Annotated in this window: 13 protein-coding genes and 1 pseudogene; 3 read left to right on the top strand and 11 right to left on the bottom strand. The window is 42.9% G+C overall.

Translation table 11 applies throughout. The features are described from left to right. The first annotated feature begins 94 nt into the window (after positions 1–94). A pseudogene (locus WCM76_12195) lies at positions 95–478 on the top strand (hypothetical protein). Further along, positions 461–2,737 carry a M4 family metallopeptidase gene (locus WCM76_12190; GenBank protein MEI6766395.1) on the top strand — a complete coding sequence of 759 codons (2,277 nt, stop codon included), beginning with the start codon at positions 461–463 and terminating at the stop codon, positions 2,735–2,737. The pseudogene WCM76_12195 and the gene WCM76_12190 overlap by 18 nt, the downstream one beginning before the upstream one ends. Positions 2,738–2,851: 114 nt before the next feature. Here WCM76_12190 and WCM76_12185 read toward each other — a convergent pair whose 3' ends face one another. From WCM76_12185 to WCM76_12140, 10 genes are all read right to left on the bottom strand, one after another. Then, complete coding sequence (locus tag WCM76_12185) at positions 2,852–3,817, bottom strand: AAA family ATPase (protein MEI6766394.1); 966 nt, start codon at positions 3,815–3,817, stop codon at positions 2,852–2,854. A gap of 51 nt (positions 3,818–3,868) precedes the next feature. Next, positions 3,869–5,284, bottom strand: coding sequence for a peptidylprolyl isomerase (locus WCM76_12180; protein ID MEI6766393.1), 1,416 nt, complete (start codon positions 5,282–5,284; stop codon positions 3,869–3,871). A gap of 18 nt (positions 5,285–5,302) precedes the next feature. After that, positions 5,303–6,166: a hypothetical protein gene (locus WCM76_12175; protein ID MEI6766392.1), complete on the bottom strand. Its 864-nt coding sequence runs from the start codon at positions 6,164–6,166 to the stop codon at positions 5,303–5,305. Between the two features lie 65 nt (positions 6,167–6,231). Further along, a complete protein-coding gene (locus tag WCM76_12170) occupies positions 6,232–8,235 on the bottom strand; it encodes a peptidylprolyl isomerase (protein MEI6766391.1) in 2,004 nt (667 codons plus the stop codon). 196 nt (positions 8,236–8,431) lie between these two features. Beyond that, entirely contained in the window at positions 8,432–11,812 is a 3,381-nt protein-coding gene (locus WCM76_12165; GenBank protein MEI6766390.1) for a gliding motility-associated C-terminal domain-containing protein, read from the bottom strand. 57 nt (positions 11,813–11,869) lie between these two features. Continuing rightward, positions 11,870–13,174 (bottom strand): pitrilysin family protein, encoded by a 1,305-nt coding sequence (locus WCM76_12160; GenBank protein MEI6766389.1) that lies wholly within the window; start codon positions 13,172–13,174, stop codon positions 11,870–11,872. A gap of 118 nt (positions 13,175–13,292) precedes the next feature. Next, on the bottom strand, positions 13,293–14,528 hold the full coding sequence (locus WCM76_12155; protein MEI6766388.1) for a pitrilysin family protein: 1,236 nt from the start codon (positions 14,526–14,528) through the stop codon (positions 13,293–13,295). A 98-nt stretch (positions 14,529–14,626) separates the two neighbouring features. After that, a complete protein-coding gene (locus WCM76_12150; GenBank protein ID MEI6766387.1) occupies positions 14,627–15,601 on the bottom strand; it encodes an electron transfer flavoprotein subunit alpha/FixB family protein in 975 nt (324 codons plus the stop codon). Positions 15,602–15,629: 28 nt separating this feature from the next. Then, positions 15,630–16,379, bottom strand: a complete 750-nt coding sequence (locus WCM76_12145; GenBank protein ID MEI6766386.1) for an electron transfer flavoprotein subunit beta/FixA family protein — start codon at positions 16,377–16,379, stop codon at positions 15,630–15,632. A 303-nt stretch (positions 16,380–16,682) separates the two neighbouring features. Further along, complete coding sequence (locus WCM76_12140) at positions 16,683–17,825, bottom strand: acyl-CoA dehydrogenase family protein (GenBank protein ID MEI6766385.1); 1,143 nt, start codon at positions 17,823–17,825, stop codon at positions 16,683–16,685. Positions 17,826–18,199: 374 nt separating this feature from the next. On the opposite strand from WCM76_12140, the gene cysS reads away from it, so the two are divergent. Next, a complete protein-coding gene (cysS, locus tag WCM76_12135; protein MEI6766384.1) occupies positions 18,200–19,678 on the top strand; it encodes a cysteine--tRNA ligase in 1,479 nt (492 codons plus the stop codon). Positions 19,679–19,801: 123 nt separating this feature from the next. On the opposite strand, the gene WCM76_12130 is transcribed toward cysS, so the two are convergent. Next, positions 19,802–20,017 carry a hypothetical protein gene (locus WCM76_12130; GenBank protein ID MEI6766383.1) on the bottom strand — a complete coding sequence of 72 codons (216 nt, stop codon included), beginning with the start codon at positions 20,015–20,017 and terminating at the stop codon, positions 19,802–19,804. Between the last annotated feature and the right edge of the window lie 76 nt (positions 20,018–20,093).

The raw sequence follows: 20,093 nt of genomic DNA, 5'->3' as shown, positions 1-20,093 counted from the left end.
AAGGGGGTCAGCTTAACGCGGAACTAGGGGACCAGTTTGCGCGTATTCTCCACTTGACCCAACTCAGGACGTTGATGCAACTGTACAAACATTACATTATGGTCGCAAGCAAATAAAAATGCAATATCGTGACGGGCATTGGGTGCTGCGCGAATCGGGTCGCGGCGGAGGCATAGTTACGTTGAATTGCAAAGGTACAGAAGCGTTTCGTGAAGCTGTTGATTATACAAATGAAAGTACAAAATGGTCAGCAACCTCTGAGGCATATTTAAATGGAGCTACCGAACTGCACTGGGCAACAGAAATGGTTTACGATTATTTCAAAAATACTTTTAACCGAAACAGTTTTGATGGTAACGGCGCGTTAATTAGGTGTTATGCAAATCGAAGTACGTCTATGTCGGAATTGTTGACTACAAACAATGGCCTTATTTTCCATAAAGATTGGTTGAGTTTATCGATGGTCGGTCATGAATTTACTCATGGTATAAACAGATACACTGCCTTTCTGGCGAGTGAAGATGAACCCGGAGCCCTGAATGAGGGATTTGCCGATATTTTTGGTTGCGCTGTTGCACGCCAATATACGAATACGACACCAGACAAGATCTGGTGCATTTTTCAAGGCGATAAAATACTCCGAGATATAAGCGGTAAAATTGATTGTAAACCGGATAATTATTTTTTTGATCATTTCCCTCATACTTACAAAGGGCAGTATTGGTATTCTGGAAATGGGGACCATGGTGGAACTCATTCCAATTGTGCTGTTCTTGGATATTGGTTCTATTTGCTTAGTGAGGGTGGATCAGGCACAAATGATAATTTATTGCGATATACGGTGACGGGTATTGGCCATGATAAAGCAATAATAATTGCTTTCAAAACGTTGACCGAATACCTTACACGAAACTCCGGTTACAAAGAGTGCTGTGATTTATCAATCTTAGCCGCTTCAGTAAAATATGGTTGCACATCCAATGAAGTAACGCAATGTATTAATGCATGGAAGGCAGTGGGACTTGGGACGAATTATACTGCGACTCCCTTGACTGTTTCTAATTTTACTGCGACACCTCAAACTGTAAAATCAGATAATGCCCTAATAGATTTTAAAAATCTTTGCCGTTATGCGGAAACATTCAGTTGGAACTTTGGCGACGGCTCAGCACCTGACGATAGCCCACGACCGTGCCATTATTACTCCAAGCCGGGCGAATATACAATTACCCTCAAAGCGAATGGTAAATGTGGAAATACGTCTTCACAAAAAATTGTAAAAGTGGGTCCTAATTATCCCGTAACGGCCATTCCCGGTAATATTACACAAACAAGTTTATACCTTTGTGAAGGAGCCGATGAACAAATTCAATTACCTAATTATAATGGAATAACGAAGGCGGAAATGAAACCGGTGACCGGCCAGTGGCATAATTTCTATGCATACAAATACGAGGCAAAAAAAATAACTACGGTCTGCCTGGATTTGATAGAAGAAACGGCATCATATCGTTTTTTAGTTATCAATTCTGATGATAATTCCGGCGCTTATTCAAACTCTCTTTATTTGCCATTTTATGAAACACCATTTCTAAAGATTACTCCAAATATACCTTTGCCTGCACCTATTGGTAAGTCAATAACCTTTACTACGGAAGTTTTAGATGAAAATGATGTCTCTTCCTATCAATGGTATGTAAACAATATTTCAATGGTTCAAAACAAAATATTTAAGGCATCGAAACTCAAAGATGGAGATGTTGTAAAATGTGTAATGACTTTGGCAAATAGTAAATGTTGTAAGCATAATCCTCTTGAAAGTGAACTTACGGTTCATCTTTACAACCCGTCAGTTATTCCAACCGCATCTTATGAGAAAATAGGCCAGGATATTACACTTAAGGTAAGCGGATTAGTGCCGGGTGGCGGGTGTGTGTCACTGAGCAGTGACAGCAAACAGATGGCATCAGTAGTACTTCATAACACAATCCTTAAAGATTTCACTTGTGAGTTTTGGGTAAAACCGAATACGCTTTCAAGTAATCAGGTGTATTTCTCAATGAGCGATAACAAAGGAGGATTAAAATTAATGATTTATCAATCAAATCAACAGAAGATTGAAGTTCAAATTCTGAGACAGCGTGTGAACGCGGTCTTTGCGCCGGAACTTGGTAAATGGACACATTTTGCATTAATAAAGTCAAAGGATAACCTGTTATTATATCAAAATGGTGTTGAAGTGTTTAGTAGAACGATTAATGATATAGCTATTGAAGTTAATACCTTGAAGATAGGAGGAATGGGAAGCATGAATACGTTTAACGGCAGCATTGATGATTTCAGGTTATGGAATACCGGGGTTCTGCGTAGTATCCGCCGAGATTGGATGAACAAAGAAGTCACCGATGCCCATCCCAATTACGCTAATTTGATTTGTTATATGAAATTCAACACCGGCAATGAGTTGAAAGACGAGATTCCCGGAAATACAGTTACTGCGCCAAACAGTTATACCGCCACACAAGCCAAATACTGGCGCTACCTGTGGGATGGCCAAGGCGCACCGACAGTTCAAACATATAATGAAAGCGGAAGCATTCCGTATGCACAAAGCACGCAATCTGCTTGCCCTGTTTACAAGGTAAAATCAATTTCTCCAATGGCTGAAGAAAGTGAGTGGAGTAAGGAGATTCAAATCTCTGATCCAAACCTTGAAATAAAAGTGAAGGTGCCTTAGAGCCTAATGCGATTCACAAGGCAAATATGATTTTGATTTTAGTTGTGATTCTGAGAAAAATTCGTATAAGCCGGATTTGTCGAATGAATTAGATCGAAAGTTAATCGTTCTAATCTACTTCATCAACTTTGCAATAATATCGTCAATGCCCATTCCTTCGGCTTCAGCCTTGTAATTCCTTACAATACGATGGCGAAGTACCATGGTGGCTATCTGCTGCACATCTTCAATGTCGGGTGAATATTTGCCGCGAAGCGCTGCACTGCATTTTGCACCTAATACGAGGTATTGCGATGCACGCGGGCCGGCTCCCCACGAAATATATTCGTTGGTTATGGCATGCGCTCCGGCAGTTTTGGGGCGGGTGAGCGAAGTGAGTTTTACTGCATATTGGTAAACATTTTCAGGTACCGGAATGCGACGCACCAGACTTTGGAAATACAGTATTTCCTCGGCACTCATCACCACCGTAGTTTCGGGAATATGTGCGGTAGTGGTTTGTTTTACAATATTTATTTCCTGCTCAAGCGTAGGATAATCGAGCCATATGTTGAACATGAAACGGTCGAGCTGCGCCTCGGGCAGGGGATAGGTTCCTTCCTGCTCAATCGGATTCTGTGTTGCCAATACAAAGAATGGCTCGTCGAGTTTGTAGGTTGTACTTGCCACACTCACGGCTTTTTCCTGCATGGCTTCGAGCAATGCGGCCTGTGTTTTGGGCGGTGTACGGTTTATTTCATCAGCTAAAATAATATTGGAAAAGATGGGTCCTTTGATGAATCTGAATTTGCGGTTTTCATCCAGGATTTCCGTTCCTACAATATCAGAAGGCATCAGGTCGGGGGTGAACTGTATTCTGTTGAATTTTAATCCGAGTACTTGCGCAACAGTAGTTATCATAAGCGTTTTTGCCAGTCCGGGAACTCCCACCAGCAATCCGTGGCCTTTGCTGAAAATAGAAATAAGCAGGCTTCGTACTACATCATCCTGGCCAACGATTACTTTGGCCACTTCGCCTTTCAGTTGTTTGTATTTTACCACCAGGGCATCCAGTGCTTCTGCATCAGATTTATAGGTCATATTGTCAAAAATTTAGTATCCGAAATTAATTAATTTTTCAGTCAGTACAGCTTATTTTTTCCCCCAGTCATACTGGAATTTGCAGTCATCAAAATCATTGGAGATTTTAACGTAGGTCTTCTCGGTCTTTTTATTGATCCATTTATTGATTTCCTTATTTTGCTTGATGCTTTGAACGGTTGCCTGAATCTTAGGATAATCGTCTTTAAGGTTTGCTTTATGCGGCGCAGTGCGCGATTTAAGCAACAGCAAGCGGTATGCCTGCAATCCATTTTCATCGGTAAAAAGCTGGGGCGCTGATATTTCTCCGACTTTCAATTTATCAATGATAAAAAAGATGGTAGGGTCAAGGTCGGCAGGATCAAATTTTGTGTTACCGGAGTAGGCGTTTATGATGGCTCCGCCATTCACCCCGGTTGGGTCGGTTGAATGTTTTACGGCGGCTTTCTCAAAGGTAATAGAATCCATTTCTATCAATGATTTTATATTCTCCAGATCTTTTCGTGCCTGCACCAGATCCAGTGTTGACGGTTTGGGGATGATGAGTATCTGACGAATATTGATATACTCGCCCCGACGCTCTATCAATTGAATTATATGATAACCTTCCTTGGTTTTAATAATCGGTGAAACATCGCCCTGCTTCATTCCATAAGCTACAGCTTCTATTTCCGTTGGCAGCTCTCCGCGTCCTGTAAGACCAATTTCACCGCCTTTGGTCATGGTGTTTTTATCTTCGGAATACAGATTTGCAAGGGTGGCGAATTTCTCGCCTTTTAGAATACGGTTGCGCAGGTCGGTAATTTTTTGTGTGGCAATCTGCACTTCATCCGAGCTCACGGGCGGTTCTTTTACTATTTGATAAACTTCAATTTCTGAACTTATCAATGGCAGGCTGTCGGGTGGTATGCTGTTAAAATATTCTGACACTTCCGATGGCGTCACTTTTACATCCTGAGTAATTTTGGACTGCACCTGCTGAATCATCAGGTGATCCTTAATCTTGGGTTTTAAATCCTCTTTTATCTCCAGCATCGATTTCTTAAAATACTCCTCAAGCTTTTCTTTCGAACCAATCTGGTCAATAAAATAGCGCATGCGGCGATCCACTTCGGCGTCCACCTGTTTATCCGTTATCTGAACGCTGTCCAGGTCGGCCTGATTCAGCAGCAGCTTCTGAAACAGCAATTCTTCCAGTATGCTGCATCGCGCTGCCATTCCTTTGGTATTGCCCTGCATCAGAAATTGGAGGTATTCATTTTCCACGTCGGAATACGTAATGATATAGCTGCCTACTACGGCAACAACCTGATCAATGAGTATTTTATCTTTAGGAACGGACGTACTGTCGATGCCCGGTTGAGCATAGATTCCGGCGGAAAGCATGATCAAAAATGCAATAATTAATATTTTCAGTTTCGTCATTCGGTTGCGTTGGGTTTGTAGCGTATATAACTGAGTATTGATGCAATTATTATCCTGTCTTTATTTCTTTTCGGTGAAGACTTCGAAATTGCTTTTTTTCACCGCTTCATTATAAATATTATTTCGCATTTCGTCAATAAGCTTTTGTTTTCTTTTATTGAGAATAATCTCGCGGATATTGCCTTTCTCAAAGCTTAGCGGCGATAGGCTCTCTTTTATCATAAAACCTTTGATGTTCATCAGGTAGTGATAGGTCGAATCCTGAATTTCAATCAGCCGGTTATTCTTCAGATATTCTTCCTGGTTGTAAGTGTTGATGGGGATTTCTTTAAGAATATCGTTAAACAGCAGCCATGATTGGTCATCGAGGTAATAATTGATGGCATATTTCATGCAAAAATCCTGAAGTTTTTGCTTATCCTGTGGTCTGTCAGATTTCAAATAGGCACGCGCAAGTGTAACAGGTGTATTATTATTGACTTTGAAATACAACACTTTTACAATGTTGTCTTTAAGTTCGAATTCTCCTTTGTGCGTTTCATAATAATCTTTTACTTCCTGCTCAGAAACGGTGGTGTCCAGCTTTTGCCTGATGAGTTCGCGTTCGTAAGAGAAAATAATCAGAGAACTGCGGTAATCTTCGAGTTGCCTTGTAAAATCCATTTTATTTTTAGGCAGGTTATCTTCGGCCATGCGCAGCAGCAACTGCTGCCTCACCCAGTTGTCTATATATTCGTTCACAAGGGCAAGGCTGTCTTTTCCCGATATCCCCGGAGCCACCATATCCTGAAGGTCGCTACGGTACAAATAATTATCATATACCCTGGCAACCGCATTTTCGCGGTTGTCCTTTTTATCGCTGCTTGAGCAGGATGAAATAATCAGGATCAGTGGTAATATGAAATAAAAATACCGTGTTCTCATAAATAAAAAAAGGAAGTCAGGATGCGGCTGCCTGCCGGTCATCACGACTTCCTTCGTGTTTATTGTTATTTCAACAACGATTCAAAAACTTCTTTGTTAACGTCCCATTTGTATTTATTGCGGAGGGCGTCAATCCATTCTTTTTCCAGATAATTCTGATAATCGGCAGTCACAAGACCTTTGGCCTCTTTAAGTGTTTTGGGCTCGGGAGCCATTACTTTGTGAACTGAAACGAATACGACTGATTTTCCTTTATTGATATCGGAAGTAATGCTTTTTTCCCATTTAATGGAGTCGATAAGTGCGTTGTCTTTTTTCAGAAAATACTTACTTTCAATTTTCAGAACCGGAATAGAGTCGGTGTTGATTTTTTTCAGGATGTCTGAATCACTGAGTTTTTTCTTCTCCTGTGATTTGGCGAGTTTGCGTGCCGCTTTTGCTGTAGCAGCGTCTTTGCAGGTATAAATAGAAGCGTCGAGGCGGGTATCCCACATGTAATTGTTTTTGTTCTTGGCGTGGAATTCTTCAAGTCCTGAGGTATCTTTAATCGCTTTCGACCACACTTTCTGATCAGTAAGTTCAAACAATAAAATGCCATCACGATATTCTTTCATCAGGGCGCGGAACTCAGGATATTTGGTTTCCAGACGACCATCTTCGTAGTTAATACAGCTCTCATCCACAAAGGCGTTATATTTTTCGTTTACAAAGGTCGGGAAGCCGGTTTTTGCTCTTTTATTCTGATGTGTGGCAATATATTTGGCCAGGTCTTGCTGCGTATAATTTTTTGACGCAAGACTGAACATGTTTTTATTAAGAGTTTGTGCCTTCTGAATATCCCATTTACCATCGAATACAGTTGTGTCGAGTACAGTGTAGAAATCATTTTTTGTGCCTGCAAATTCCATGAATTTGTACTCGTTTTTAATACGATTAATCACGGCACCCTTACTCATAGAAGCACGGCTGTCTTTCATAATACGTGATTTGAGAATACTCTTCTCATCATCAAACGATTTGATAGGCTTGCGGTCAACGAGTTTGATAATGTGCCAGCCGTAATCGGTACGCACGGGTTCTGAAATAGCGCCAATATCTTTAAGTTTCTGAATGGCTACAATGAATTCAGGAACCATGCGGTTTACACCAAATGCCGGTAAAATACCGCCTTTTGTGGCCGAGCCTTTGTCATCAGAATACTGTGTAACCATATCCTCGAAGCTTGAGCCATTTTTAATCTTGGCATAAACTTCCAGTATTTTACTTTTATAGCCTGCCGTATCTTCGGGTTTGGCATCTTTAGGAACAGTTATGAAAATGTGCGCTACCTGTACCTTGCCCATGGCGGGTTTACGGTCGGTGAGTTTTATCAGGTGATACCCATAATCAGTGCGAACAGGCATGCTTACTTCACCAACGTGGAGGTTGTAGGCGCCTGTTTCAAACGGATAAATCATATCGAGAACAGTGAAGAACCCCAGATCGCCTCCGTTGCCTTTTACCACCTGTTTGTTTGTTGGATCTTCACGGTCGCGTGATGATGGATCTTCGGACGCTTCTTTAGCAATTTTTTCAAATGCTTCGCCTTTCATAATGCGTTCGCGCAGTTTCATGATTTTTTTATACGCGGCAAGGGTATCTTCGGGCGTTGCATTTTTATCGAGTTTTATCAAAATATGGCTTGCACGCAAATCTTCCTGCATACGCTCATAAGCCTCGCGAAGCAATGATTCGTCAACTTGTTTATCGGTAAGATAGGGTTGTGCAAGTTGTTTACGGTATCCGGCAAGTTCTGTTTTAAATGATATAGCCGTATCAAGACCCAGTTCTTCAGCTTCCTTAACTTTAAGTTTGAAGTTGATGTACAAGTCAAGATATTCCTCCAACGATTTCCGATCCATCGCCTCACCCTTAACGTTATTCTTTTTGTAAACGTTCAGGAATTCGGATTTTGTAATTGACTCTCCGGCTACATTCAACAGCACAGGGTCAGAAGTGTTTTGCGCCATCAGGCCACTTATCCCTATCAGGATAACGGTCATTAAAAATTTATAAGCATTTTTTTTCATAAACAACAAAAGGTTTTATTGTAAAGGCGTGCAAAAATAAGGTTAATTTAAAAAAAAGAGAAGTTCTTGACGAATTATATTTTATACACTGTTATATCCTGTAAGTCACAAATTTCGTTTCAAAGTTATCAATTCTGACGGTGAAAACAGGATTGTGTTAAAAAAAAGAGGATTTTATTGGAGAAAGCATGGATATTTAACGAATCAGCGTTACGGTTCCGTTCTTTTCAATGTATTTGCCTGTCGCGTCTTTTATACGCACATAATAGGCGTATACAGATAAAGGCGCCTTGCTGCCGTTAAATTTCCCGTCCCATCCTTCATGGATATCGGTGGTTTCAAAAACCTTTTGTCCCCAGCGATTGTATACCGTGAAATAATAATCCTCGGTATCTGCAAATACACCGATAGGTTTGAATATGCTGTTATATCCGTCGGGAACAAAGGCTGTGGGAACATAGAGCCGTGGCTCTTGTAAAATTAATACTTCATTGCTGAGCACGGTGTCGGAGAAGGGATACATGCCCATATACAGATCATACAGATGCGCCTGAATAAAATACGTGAACCGGCCTTCACTTTCTGTATAATTGTTTACATCGTCGGCATAGTTGGTTTCATTCCACACAAAAGTAGCAATGGGTCGAACGCTTTCAAAATTTTCAACTTCTCTGAACAGTTTATATTCACTGGCGTAGCGGTCTTCGTATATGTTCCATGAAAGATAATTAAGCAGGTACGACTGCATATACCCATCGAGATAGATGGTTCTGCCGGTGTTTGACGTGAGGATGTTGAGGTTGCAACTGTCTACAATAACAACTTTATAGAAATAGCTTTTCTTCTGAACTTCTGCATTAACGTCGGTATAGCTTACGTTTGCTTTATTTGTGGAAGGATAAACCACATCAATGGTGTCGAAGGTAATACCGTCTTCCGACCTTAAAATTTTATATGCCGTGACATAGGCTGTGGAATCAACAAAGAAGCCGATACGGGCATGCTCATTGTTTACTACTGTGGCATACCGCATATACACGTACTTCGGTTGATTGGGCTTGGTCGCGATTACACACTGAAAATTAGAGGTGGACGTCCGCGACATGTCGGCGCTGTATGCTTGAATATAATAACAATAATTAGAGTTTTCGGTAAATCCGTGATGTTCAAAATAAGTGGTAAGGCTGTCAGTTGTTCCAATTAACACATAGGGTGCACTGTTTTCGCTCATGTAAATGCGATAGCCGCTCAAGGGCGGATCCATGTTGATATACGATGACCAGCTCAACGCAATGCGGTCGGCACAGGCATCAAGTGTGGGCGGTTGAAGAAAAATAGTGCTGTGGCTAAGTCCCATCGCGCTGAGCTTATCGCAACTGTCTACTGCAGCTATGCTGTAGGTTTCCGAACCGGCAAAAGGATTTGATGCCAGATTGGTATAGGACGTATTATTGATACCGAATACTGAATCAATGAGTTGCCACGGCCCGCCAATTTGCTGATAAATATAATATTTCCGCGTGTCGGGCGAAGTGCTGGCGTCCCAACCCAATACCGTTTTGCCCGATGCAATATCCACGCTTACCGTATCAAGAACCGGCATGGCCGGCGGTGTGCCGTCGTGGAGGTTGTCACCGTCTATTGATGAAACAGAGGTGCAGCCCGAACTGTCTTTTACTTCTATCCTGTAATTTACAAAAGCGTTGCAGATATTCACTGTGTCAAAGTAGCTTGTTGACGTGGTTGTGTCTATCATGGTCCAATTGCCTATGGGAAATTCACGATGAACTTCATAAACACCATTACTTGTTGGTAGAAGTGGCGTACTCATTGGGTTCCATTGCAAATGTGCCACCTGTCCGCTTCCTACGGCAGTAACGTCGAGCAACATAGAGGCGAGGGTGTCGCCCGCCGTGGAATACCACAGACCACCGCAGCCCGAACGTGATTTAAGCGCATAATAATAGGGCGCATTGTTACCGTTAACACCCACATCAATATATGATGTCTGGCTATAAGTAAAGATGCTGTCAATTTCGGTGAATGGTCCTGTGGGGCTGGACGAACGGTAAATATGATAGCTGTCAAATGCATGGTGAGGATCTGGCGGTATTACCCACGAAAGGGTTATTTTACCGCTTGTGTCAACAGCAATACATCTCAGATCAGGCGCCTTGAGTACCGGCTTTGGCAAAACAACAATGCTGATGGTTGCTATACTTATGCCCGGTGCCGGGCAATAATTGTCAAAGACTTTAATAACAAAGTTGTGAATATTATACAGCGTTGCGCAGCCTGCTGTTGGTCCCGAACCTGTCGGAGCCGGCTGTGTAATATGGTTACAGCTGGTCTGCCAGTGAAAATGTGTTGCCAGTGCCACCATGGCCGATATAGGTGGCGCCGGATTAAGCGTTGCACACGGCGGTCGCAGGCATCCTGAATTCGGGTCAGTAAATCCTGCCCCGAAATCCTGCCCCGAAGCCTGAAGAGTAATGGTAACCGGATTTCCATTCGGAAGCACGCCCAAATCCATGGAGTTAATATCAAAATCTACTACATCGCCGGCATAGACCGTGTCAGTATAAAGGTCATACAGACCGGTTATGGGGTTGTAGAATGCTCCGGGAATGGATGGCGGCGGATTGGCGTTGGAACACTGCAGTAGTACAATCTGCATTTCCCTGAATATCTCGGCTATTTTAATACCGCAGCGGTAGGCCGTTACTTTGGTAACAGTAACGAAAGCACCTTGTGTATATGAGGTATAAGAAATTTCTCCGGTAAACGGATTCATTGTTGCCGGAACATTCGAGGGATTTAGAGATGGACCCGGCAACGGGCTGTTGAATGAATAACCACCCTGGTAAACCATAGGTATTGTTGGATCCTGAAGTGCGGGCGCCCACCCAAACGCCAGCGAATCCAGATCAGGGTCGGTAGCATTGTGATTATATTTAAAAGGATACCCGGTACAAATTACGGTTGACGGTACTTCCGCAAACACCGGACTTGAATCATAACACGGATTGGTATTCGCACCGTTCATGGGATACATAATTGCTCTTAGGAACCAGTTGCAACTGGTTGCATTAACCATATTCGCACTGTTATTGCGGCAGCAGCCCGAATGCGAGAAAATCCATCCCGAGGCAGGGGGAACACCACTTATCTGAACACCGTTAGGATAGGCGGCATCAGATGTATAATACCATTCCTCAATGGCGCCGCTATTCGGTGTGCTTGTATTCATACAGGTAATCTCCTGCGAAGGATTCCAGCAATTGGGCGAAATATCGGTACGCCCATCCACGAGACCGTCGGCACCATCAAGCGAATTTGCGCCCGGAAACAGATTCATACTAATACTACTAATAGCCGGACAACCTGTAACGGTGATTGTTTCAGTGTTGCCGTAAGGAATTCCGCCGCCACATTCGCGGTAAAGCTTCATGATAAAACGAAACTTCCCGTTTTGAAGGCATTGCCAGGTGATTTCGCCACCCATATAATGTGATGCACTGAGCGTAGATGCCCATAACACTGAAAAAAGGAAAATAACGACTATTTTCTTTAACATACTATTAACTGATAATCAGTATTTAATCACAAATATAACACTTTTGATTACCTAAAATCAAGTTTGATTCTTTTTACCTGCAACCACTTCAGTCATTGTACTCTCATCGAAGTAAGCTGACGCCAGCGATTTTAATTCATCCTTACCTGTTTCAGAAATTATCTTAACATAATTTGCAATATAGTCTTTAAAGTCAAGCCCTGCATCCAGCACGCTTTTAAAACGGTCTGCAGTATAAAATGGACCGTCAAGGGTGCGCTGCAGGTGACCGGTCATATAGTTACGCACAAGGCTCAACTCTGCCTTGGGGATGTCTGTTGAGCGAAGTTTTTTCAGTTCTTTGTATACCTCATCGAGTGCCCGGGTGGTTGAATCGGCAGCAACTTCGCTGGTAATAAAAAACAATCCTGCCATGTTCATATTAACCAGAGCGCTGTAAATTCCATATGTATAACCTTTATCTTCACGAATGTTTGACATCAGGCGTGAGCCGAAATATCCGCCAAACACGGTATTCAGCAATTGTAATTTAGGAAAATCGGGATGGGTCATTGTTACGGTTGCTTTGCCTATTCTGATAGCCGATTGAAATACATCTTCCTTAGGAAACAGATATTTTCCGGGAACTGTTTGAATATCGAAATTGGATGCGACCGGCTCAACACTATTTTTGTTCCAGCCGTCTTTTCCGAAATATTGGTTCAGCAGTTTGAAGCAGTTTTCGGGGATTTTTCCGGCAACAACAATACAAACGTTATCATACGAATATTTTGCCCGATGAAATTGATGCAGCCATTCTCTGTTGAATAATGAAAAATCTTCGAGATTCAATATTTTCCCGTAAGGATGGTGTTCTCCGAAAATGGCTCTGTTAAACTTTTGTGCCGCTATTTCACTTACCCGCTGCTGGTCGTCAATATATTTTTGCCGGCTTTGTTCTATCAGAATATTGAACTCTTTCTCAGGAAAAACGGGCTTTTTAATAACCTCTTCGAGTATAGGGAATACTTTTTCAAGATGCTTGCTGAGCAGGCTCAGTGATACGGTTACATTGTCTTTTTGTGGAATGGCACCGATGTATGCGCCATAATATTCAAGTAAGCCTGAGATTTGCTCGGCCGTATAATTTTCTGTTCCGTCGTTAAGCATTTTTACTGCAAACCACGATTCAAGCGGATGCCGCTGACAGGCGGAACCTGCTTTAAAAACAAATTCTAACCGCATTACATCCTGTGTGCCGCCATTGATAATATAAACAGGAATTCCATTATCCAGTTTGTGCAATTCGGGAATGAGCAAACCGCTGAGTTCGGTGTTCTTTTTTCGGGGAGCTTTAGTTCTGTTAAGCGTGGTAGTGGGCATGAGTAAATTATAAGTACTTTATTGCGAACGTTTTTTTCAAGATTAAATTATGTTATTGTCTTGCTGTTGATTATTTCAAAGACGCTTAAACTCCGGATTTAGTTGTTTGATGCCTGAGTTATTTTGCTTTGTAAAAAAGCGTTGAACAATTGGACGCTGAAAATATTCGTCGGGCAAACTCTGTACAGTCGCTGCTCTTTACAGCTCTGAAGCGGCTGATTTCATCATTTGCCAGTTCAATATCGCCTAACAATTCAGCCATCGAAAGTTTCATGGCTTTGTTCAATACGCTTAAGTTTGAAAACTCAAGACCTGACTCGGCACGGTTCTGAACTTTTTCCATTTCTTCCTTACCGGGAGGGGTTATTTTTACAAGTTCAATTTCTTGGATGATGGCTTCCTGAGCTTGTTCCAGGCTTACACCGGCGACAGGTTTCCCGTAAAACATAAAGAGTCCGTTGTCAATATCGCCTGAAATATACGCATCCATTTCAGTAAACAAGCGTTTGTTTTTAACAAGCGATTGATACAGTCGTGATGAATCGCCCGACGAGAGCACATCAGAAAGCAGGTCGGCGGTATAATAATCGCCGTGAAGCCGTCCGCCCATATGGTAGGCAAGTGTAATAACATCAAAAGGAACGTCGCGTTCAACAATCAGTGAGCGGCCTTCCGTCTGCACAGGTTCAGCCGGCAGATTGCGCAGGTAAGGCGTTCCCGAAGGAATAGGCCCGAACCACTTTTTGGCGAGCCGTTTTACCTGAGAAACACTCACATTACCGGCAACGCATAAAATAGCATTGCAAGGATTGTAAAACCGCTGATAGAAATTGCGGACATCATCCATCACCGCATTGGCAATATGCGAAATGTCTTTGCCGATGGTAGCCCATTGGTAAGGATGTACTTTATAAACAAGCGGACGCAGCAGCAGCCAGTAGTCGCCATAAGGCTGGTTCAGGTAGTGCTGTTTGTATTCTTCCATCACCACATTACGCTGAACGTCGAGGCTTTTCTCTGAGAAGGCGAGGTTGAGCATACGGTCGCTCTCCAGCCAGAAGGCTGTTTCGAGGTTCTGATACGGTAACGAAATGTAATAATTGGTAAAATCGTTATTGGTGAAGGCATTATTCTCGCCGCCTGCTTTTTGAAGCGGCATATCATAATCCGGAATATTCGCCGAGCCGCCAAACATCAGGTGTTCGAATAAATGTGCAAAACCTGTTTTATCGGGATGCTCATCTTTTGCACCCACATTGTAAATAATGTTAACTGCGGCAATAGGAGTGGAGTTGTCGGGATGTACAATGACCCGCAATCCGTTTTCAAGTATAAATTTTTCGTATTTTATCATTCTGTGTATTCAGAAAAAATGCCGCAGTCTATTTCATCCTGCAGCATTTTTTGGTTATTTGTGGTGTTTTATTTTTTGTGTCATGCGTCCTTGCGGATTTATTGCGCTTCTTTTAATTTTTTAACCTCCGCGATAAGCGATGGCAACACTGTTTGTAAATCGCCGAGTACACCGTAATTGGCGGTTTCAAATATAGGTGCGTCTTTATCTTTATTAATAGCAACAATGTATTTAGATGAACTGATGCCGCCCAGATGCTGTATGGCTCCTGATATACCTAAGGCAAAATACAGAGTCGGTGCAATAACTTTTCCGGTCTGACCTACATGCTCCGAATGAGGTCTCCAGCCTTCGTCGGAAACGGGACGCGAACAGGCGGTTGCTGCTCCGAGCAATCCGGCAAGCTCTTCAATAGGCGCCCAGTTGTCAGCGCTTTTCATGCCACGTCCGCCCGATACCACAATCTCTGCGTCGGTCAGTAAAATGGTGCCCTGAATTTTATTTACGTCTTTTACAACTGTACCAAAATCGGTGTCTTTCAAAGCAGGTGTGAATGCTTCAATGGGGCAATCTGCTGCTTCTTCAACAATACCGAATGAGTTTTGTGCAAGCGTGAGAATACGTACCGGCGATTTTATCACTACATCCGAAAATGCTTTGGCTGTGAATACCTTTTTGCGGACCACAAACGGGTCGGCACTATTAGGAAGACCCATAACACCTGCAACAAGTCCTGCTTTGAGTTTTACCGAAACTCTGGGCGCTATTGCCTTACCTGTGTTGTTTCCGGCAAATACAATTACCTGTGCCTGCTCTTTTTCTGCTGCCTGTGCAATAACAGAAGCATACACCTGATTGTCTAATGCCATGAGTTTTGCATCCTGTGCGCTGAGTATTTTTGATGCGCCATACGCGCCTGCTTTCTTAAGTTCTTCTTCCGGAACGCTGCCTATCGACAATACCACCGCTTTTGTACCAAGCATTTTTGCAATAGCACTTCCGTAAGAGATAAGCTCGAAACTGAGTTTCTTGAATTTACCGTCCCAGTTCTCTGTATAAATTAAAACTGACATATTGTTGTTGATTTACGTTCAAAAAAAATTAAATTACTTTGGCCTCGTTGTGCAGCAGGTTAACCAGCTCGCCTATGTTTTCAGGGTCAATCATCTTACACGCTGCTTTTGCTGATGGAAGTTCATATACCAGATTTTCTGTAAGCGCATCCATTTCTTTGGGTTCAACAATGGCAAGTGGTTTGGTGCGTGCCTGCATGATGCCTCGCATAGCGGGGATGCGTGGTTCAATGGCGATTCCTTTCTGCACAATGGCAATAAAAGGAAGGGCTGATTCTACATGCTCGGTACCACCGTCAATTTCACGGTTCAGTTTAATCTGTCCGTTTTCTATACTAAGTCCTGAAACTGAAGAAACCGAAGGCATATCAAGAAATTCGGCAAGCATACTACCAACGGAGCATCCGTTGAAATCGCTCGATTCTATACCACAAAGGATAAGGTCAAAGGGTTCTGCTTTTATGGCTTCGGCCATTTGTGCTGCCGTATAATAGGCATCTTTGGGTTCCGCGTTGATGCGGATTCCTTTATCGGCACCTATTGCCAATGCTTTACGCATGGTCGGCTCAGTGTCTTTCAGTCCCACATTCATAACCGTAATACTTTCGATGAGGCCTGCATTGGCGTCTTTCAGATCGAGCATGCGTGTAAGTGCAAGCTCATCCCATGGATTGATAATCCACTGTACTCCGGTAGTGTCAATACTTTTGTTTTCAGCAGCGAACCGGATTTTTGTCGTCGTGTCCGGAACATTGCTCATGCAAACAAGAATTTTCATCATTCTGATTTTTTATGGTTCATTGAAGCCACAAAAATAATCATTTTTCGGAATGATGAAGTCGTATTGAAATTCAGGACATTGAGAAATCAAATACTTTGACTCCCGATCCGCCATAGGCGGACAGATATTTTTCAAATTGACTCATTAATAAACTCACGCAAAGACGCAGAGACGCAAAGATTTATTTTGACTCACGATCCGTCAGGAGACGGATTTCGGCTTCGCCTCAACTCTCGACTCTCGACTCACGACTCACGACTCACGACTCATGACTCTCGACTCACGACTTATGACTATTTTTCAGTCTTTCGTCAGAGCTCGTGCAATGACTATTTTCTGTATCTCGGAAGTTCCTTCGTATATCTGTGTTAGCTTGGCTTCGCGCATCAGGCGTTCAACGTGGTATTCTTTTACGTAACCATAACCTCCGTGTATCTGAACGGCTTCGGTAGTCACATACATGGCGGTTTCGGCGCAGTACAGTTTTGCCATGGCGCTGGCTGTTCCATAAGGCAGATGATTATCTTTAAGCCATGCGGCTTTGAGTGCGAGAAAGCGAGCGGCTTCCACACGTACAGCCATATCGGCAAGTTTGAATGCCACACCCTGATGGTTGCATATTTCGGTGCCAAATGCTTTGCGCTCTTTGGAATATTTGATGGCGAGTTCAAGCGCGCCCGAAGCAATGCCGAGTGCCTGCGCGGCAATCCCGATACGACCGCCTTCAAGTATCTTCATTGCGAAAGAGAATCCGAACCCGTCGTCACCGATGCGGTTTTCTTTGGGCACTTTCACATCGGTAAACATCACCGAATGCGTATCGGAGCTGCGCATTCCCATTTTATCTTCGTGCGGTCCGAGAGTTATTCCGGGCGCATTGCGGTCAACAATAAGAGCATTGATGCCTTTGTGCTTTTTTTCAGGATGGGTTTGAGCAATCAGAATATAGGTTGATGCCGAATTCGCATTGGTAATCCAGTTTTTGGTGCCGTTCACCAGATAATAGTCACCTTTATCTTCGGCAAGCGTACGTTGTGATGTGGCGTCGGAACCTGCTTCGGGCTCCGATAACAGAAATGCACCAATCTTTTCGCCCCGCGCGAGTGGTTTTAGAAATGTTTCTTTTTGTGCTTCGGTGCCGTATTCCTGAAGTCCATGACAAACAAGGGAATTATTCACCGACATAATAACGGATACCGATGCATCTACCTTGCTGATTTCTTCCATGGCCAATACATAAGAAACCGCGTCCATGCCTCCACCGTCATATTTAGGGTCAACGAGCATGCCCAGAAAACCTAATTCTGCAAGGCGTTTTACATGCGCTGCCGGGAATATTGCTTTGGCATCCCGCTCTATAACGTCGGTTATCAACTCGCGCTGCGCTAAGTCGCGTGCAGCCTGCTGAATCATTAGTTGTTCTTCTGTGAAATTGAATTCCATGGCGTTTTTGTGTTTTGGTTTTGTTGTTAAGCAAATTTAAAAATTAATAATTAATATCAAAATTTTTATTTCAATACAGAAGTCGTAAGTCGTAAGTCGTAAGTCGGGAGTCGGGAGTCGAGAGTCGAGAGTTGAGGCGAAGCCGAAATCCGTCTCCTGACGGATCGTGAGTCAAAAAATATCTTTGCGTCTTTGCGTGAGATTATTAATGAGTCATTTTGATAATTTGCTAATTTGAAAAATGCCTGTCCGCCTCTGGCGGAAAAATATTACTCAGAAGTATTGAATCATAATTCTTAATTTTTAGTTCTTAATTCTTAGTTTTTAATTTTTAGTTCTTTTGTCGTTTCTTTGTAAAAAATTTGATGATGGAAATACAACACAAGCTGCAGGTATATAATACACGCACCCGTTCGAAAGAAGTTTTCGAGCCCTTGAATGCACCTTTTGTCGGAATGTACGTTTGCGGTCCTACCGTTTATGGCGATGCTCATCTGGGCCATGCCCGTCCGGGCATTACCTTTGATTTGGTATTCCGCTACCTGAAGTTGCTGGGCTATAAAGTGCGTTATGTGCGCAACATCACCGATGTCGGACATCTGGAAAATGATGCCGACCAGGGCGAAGATAAGATTGCTAAAAAGGCACGGCTTGAACAGGTGGAACCCATGGAAATTGCTCAGTACTATTCCGACCGTTATCATGCCAATATGGCCATGCTTAATGTGCTGCCTCCATCAATTGAACCACGTGCATCGGGTCATGTTATTGAACAGATAGAACTGATTAAGAAAATTATTGAAAACGGTTTTGGATATGTTGTTGATGGCTCCGTTTATTTTGATATTCTGAAATTCAATGAAAAGTATGGTTACGGGCAACTTTCAGGCAGGGTAATTGATGAATTGATCAGCAATACGCGTGAACTGGAAGGGCAGGAAGAAAAGCGCAATTCCATTGATTTCGCCTTATGGAAAAAAGCACAGCCTGAGCATATCATGCGCTGGCCTTCGCCCTGGAGCGATGGTTTTCCCGGATGGCATCTCGAATGTTCTGCCATGAGCAGTAAATATCTGGGTGAGGTGTTCGACATACATGGCGGAGGAATGGATTTATTGTTTCCGCATCACGAATCGGAAATTGCACAGTCGAAAGCCGCCAATGGCAAAGAACCTGTAAGGTACTGGCTGCATAATAACATGATTACCATCAACGGTCAGAAGATGGGGAAATCATTGAATAACTTCATCACCCTGAACGAGTTTTTTACCGGTTCGCACACTGCGATTACGCAGGCGTTTGACCCTATGACAATCCGGTTTTTCATACTTCAGGCACACTACCGCGGCACGCTCGACTTTTCGAATGATGCTCTTATCGCTGCCGAAAAAGGCATGAAACGACTGATGACTGGATTCAAGGCACTTAATAAGGTGCAGGCAGCCACACAAAATTCCGCCGGCGTTCATGAATTCCTAAACAATTTCAGCAAGAACTGCTTCGAAGCCATGAACGACGATTTCAACAGTCCCGTGCTTATTGCTCAGTTGTTTGAAGCCGTACGATTCGTGAACCTGATGATTGAAAAGAAAGAAACACTGGATGCGATATCGCTGGATTCATTCAAAGAAACTTTTAAAGTTTTCCTGATGGATGTACTCGGAATAAATGATGAAAACAGTGCCGGCGATGCTGGGTTGACAGGCGGTTTGATGGATATCATTATCGGACTTCGCCGTAAGGTTAGAGAGAACAAAGATTATGCTGCTTCAGACTGGATTCGCGACGAGCTTCAGAAACTCAGCATTGCTCTTAAAGATTCTAAAGAAGGCACCGACTGGAACCGGGAATAGGCTTGCCAAAACGTTGACTTGGCTTCCCGAAAAAATGACTTCGCTTCCCTGAAAATGGACTTAGTTTCCTGAAATAGTGACTTCGCTTCCCGAAAAAATGACTAAGCTTCCCTGAAAATGGACTTAGTTTCCTGAAATAGTGACTTCGCTTCCCTGAAAATGGACTTCGCTTCCTGAAATGATGACTTCGCTTCCTGAAATAGTGACTACGCTTCCTGAAATAGTGACTACGCTTCCTGAAACTTTGACTTCGTTTCCTGAAACTTTGACTTCGTTTCCTGAAACTTTGACTTCGTTTCCTGAAACTTTGACTTGCGACTTTTGCGGCGCATGAAGCATCAGTCCTTATACTGTCATCATCCGTGCGCCGGCGATTTTGTTTCCATCTCTGGTTCTAGAAATATTATTTCCCTGA

Source organism: Bacteroidota bacterium, assembly GCA_037133915.1.
In the GTDB taxonomy this organism is placed as follows: Bacteria; Bacteroidota; Bacteroidia; order Bacteroidales; family CAIWKO01; genus JBAXND01.
The sequence above is the reverse complement of the archived record's forward strand: the minus strand, read 5'-3'. Positions and strand labels throughout refer to the sequence as shown.

Excerpts from the sequence above, each read along its gene's own strand:
- WCM76_12165 (MEI6766390.1), bottom strand. The coding sequence starts at position 11,812 with ATGTTAAAGAAAATAGTCGTTATTTTCCTTTTTTCAGTGTTATGGGCA.
- WCM76_12145 (MEI6766386.1), bottom strand. The coding sequence starts at position 16,379 with ATGAAAATTCTTGTTTGCATGAGCAATGTTCCGGACACGACGACAAAA.
- WCM76_12155 (MEI6766388.1), bottom strand. The coding sequence starts at position 14,528 with ATGATAAAATACGAAAAATTTATACTTGAAAACGGATTGCGGGTCATT.
- WCM76_12160 (MEI6766389.1), bottom strand. The coding sequence starts at position 13,174 with ATGCCCACTACCACGCTTAACAGAACTAAAGCTCCCCGAAAAAAGAAC.
- WCM76_12190 (MEI6766395.1), top strand. The coding sequence starts at position 461 with ATGGTCGGTCATGAATTTACTCATGGTATAAACAGATACACTGCCTTT.
- WCM76_12130 (MEI6766383.1), bottom strand. The coding sequence starts at position 20,017 with ATGCTTCATGCGCCGCAAAAGTCGCAAGTCAAAGTTTCAGGAAACGAA.
- WCM76_12185 (MEI6766394.1), bottom strand. The coding sequence starts at position 3,817 with ATGACCTATAAATCTGATGCAGAAGCACTGGATGCCCTGGTGGTAAAA.
- WCM76_12140 (MEI6766385.1), bottom strand. The coding sequence starts at position 17,825 with ATGGAATTCAATTTCACAGAAGAACAACTAATGATTCAGCAGGCTGCA.
- WCM76_12150 (MEI6766387.1), bottom strand. The coding sequence starts at position 15,601 with ATGTCAGTTTTAATTTATACAGAGAACTGGGACGGTAAATTCAAGAAA.
- WCM76_12175 (MEI6766392.1), bottom strand. The coding sequence starts at position 6,166 with ATGAGAACACGGTATTTTTATTTCATATTACCACTGATCCTGATTATT.
- WCM76_12170 (MEI6766391.1), bottom strand. The coding sequence starts at position 8,235 with ATGAAAAAAAATGCTTATAAATTTTTAATGACCGTTATCCTGATAGGG.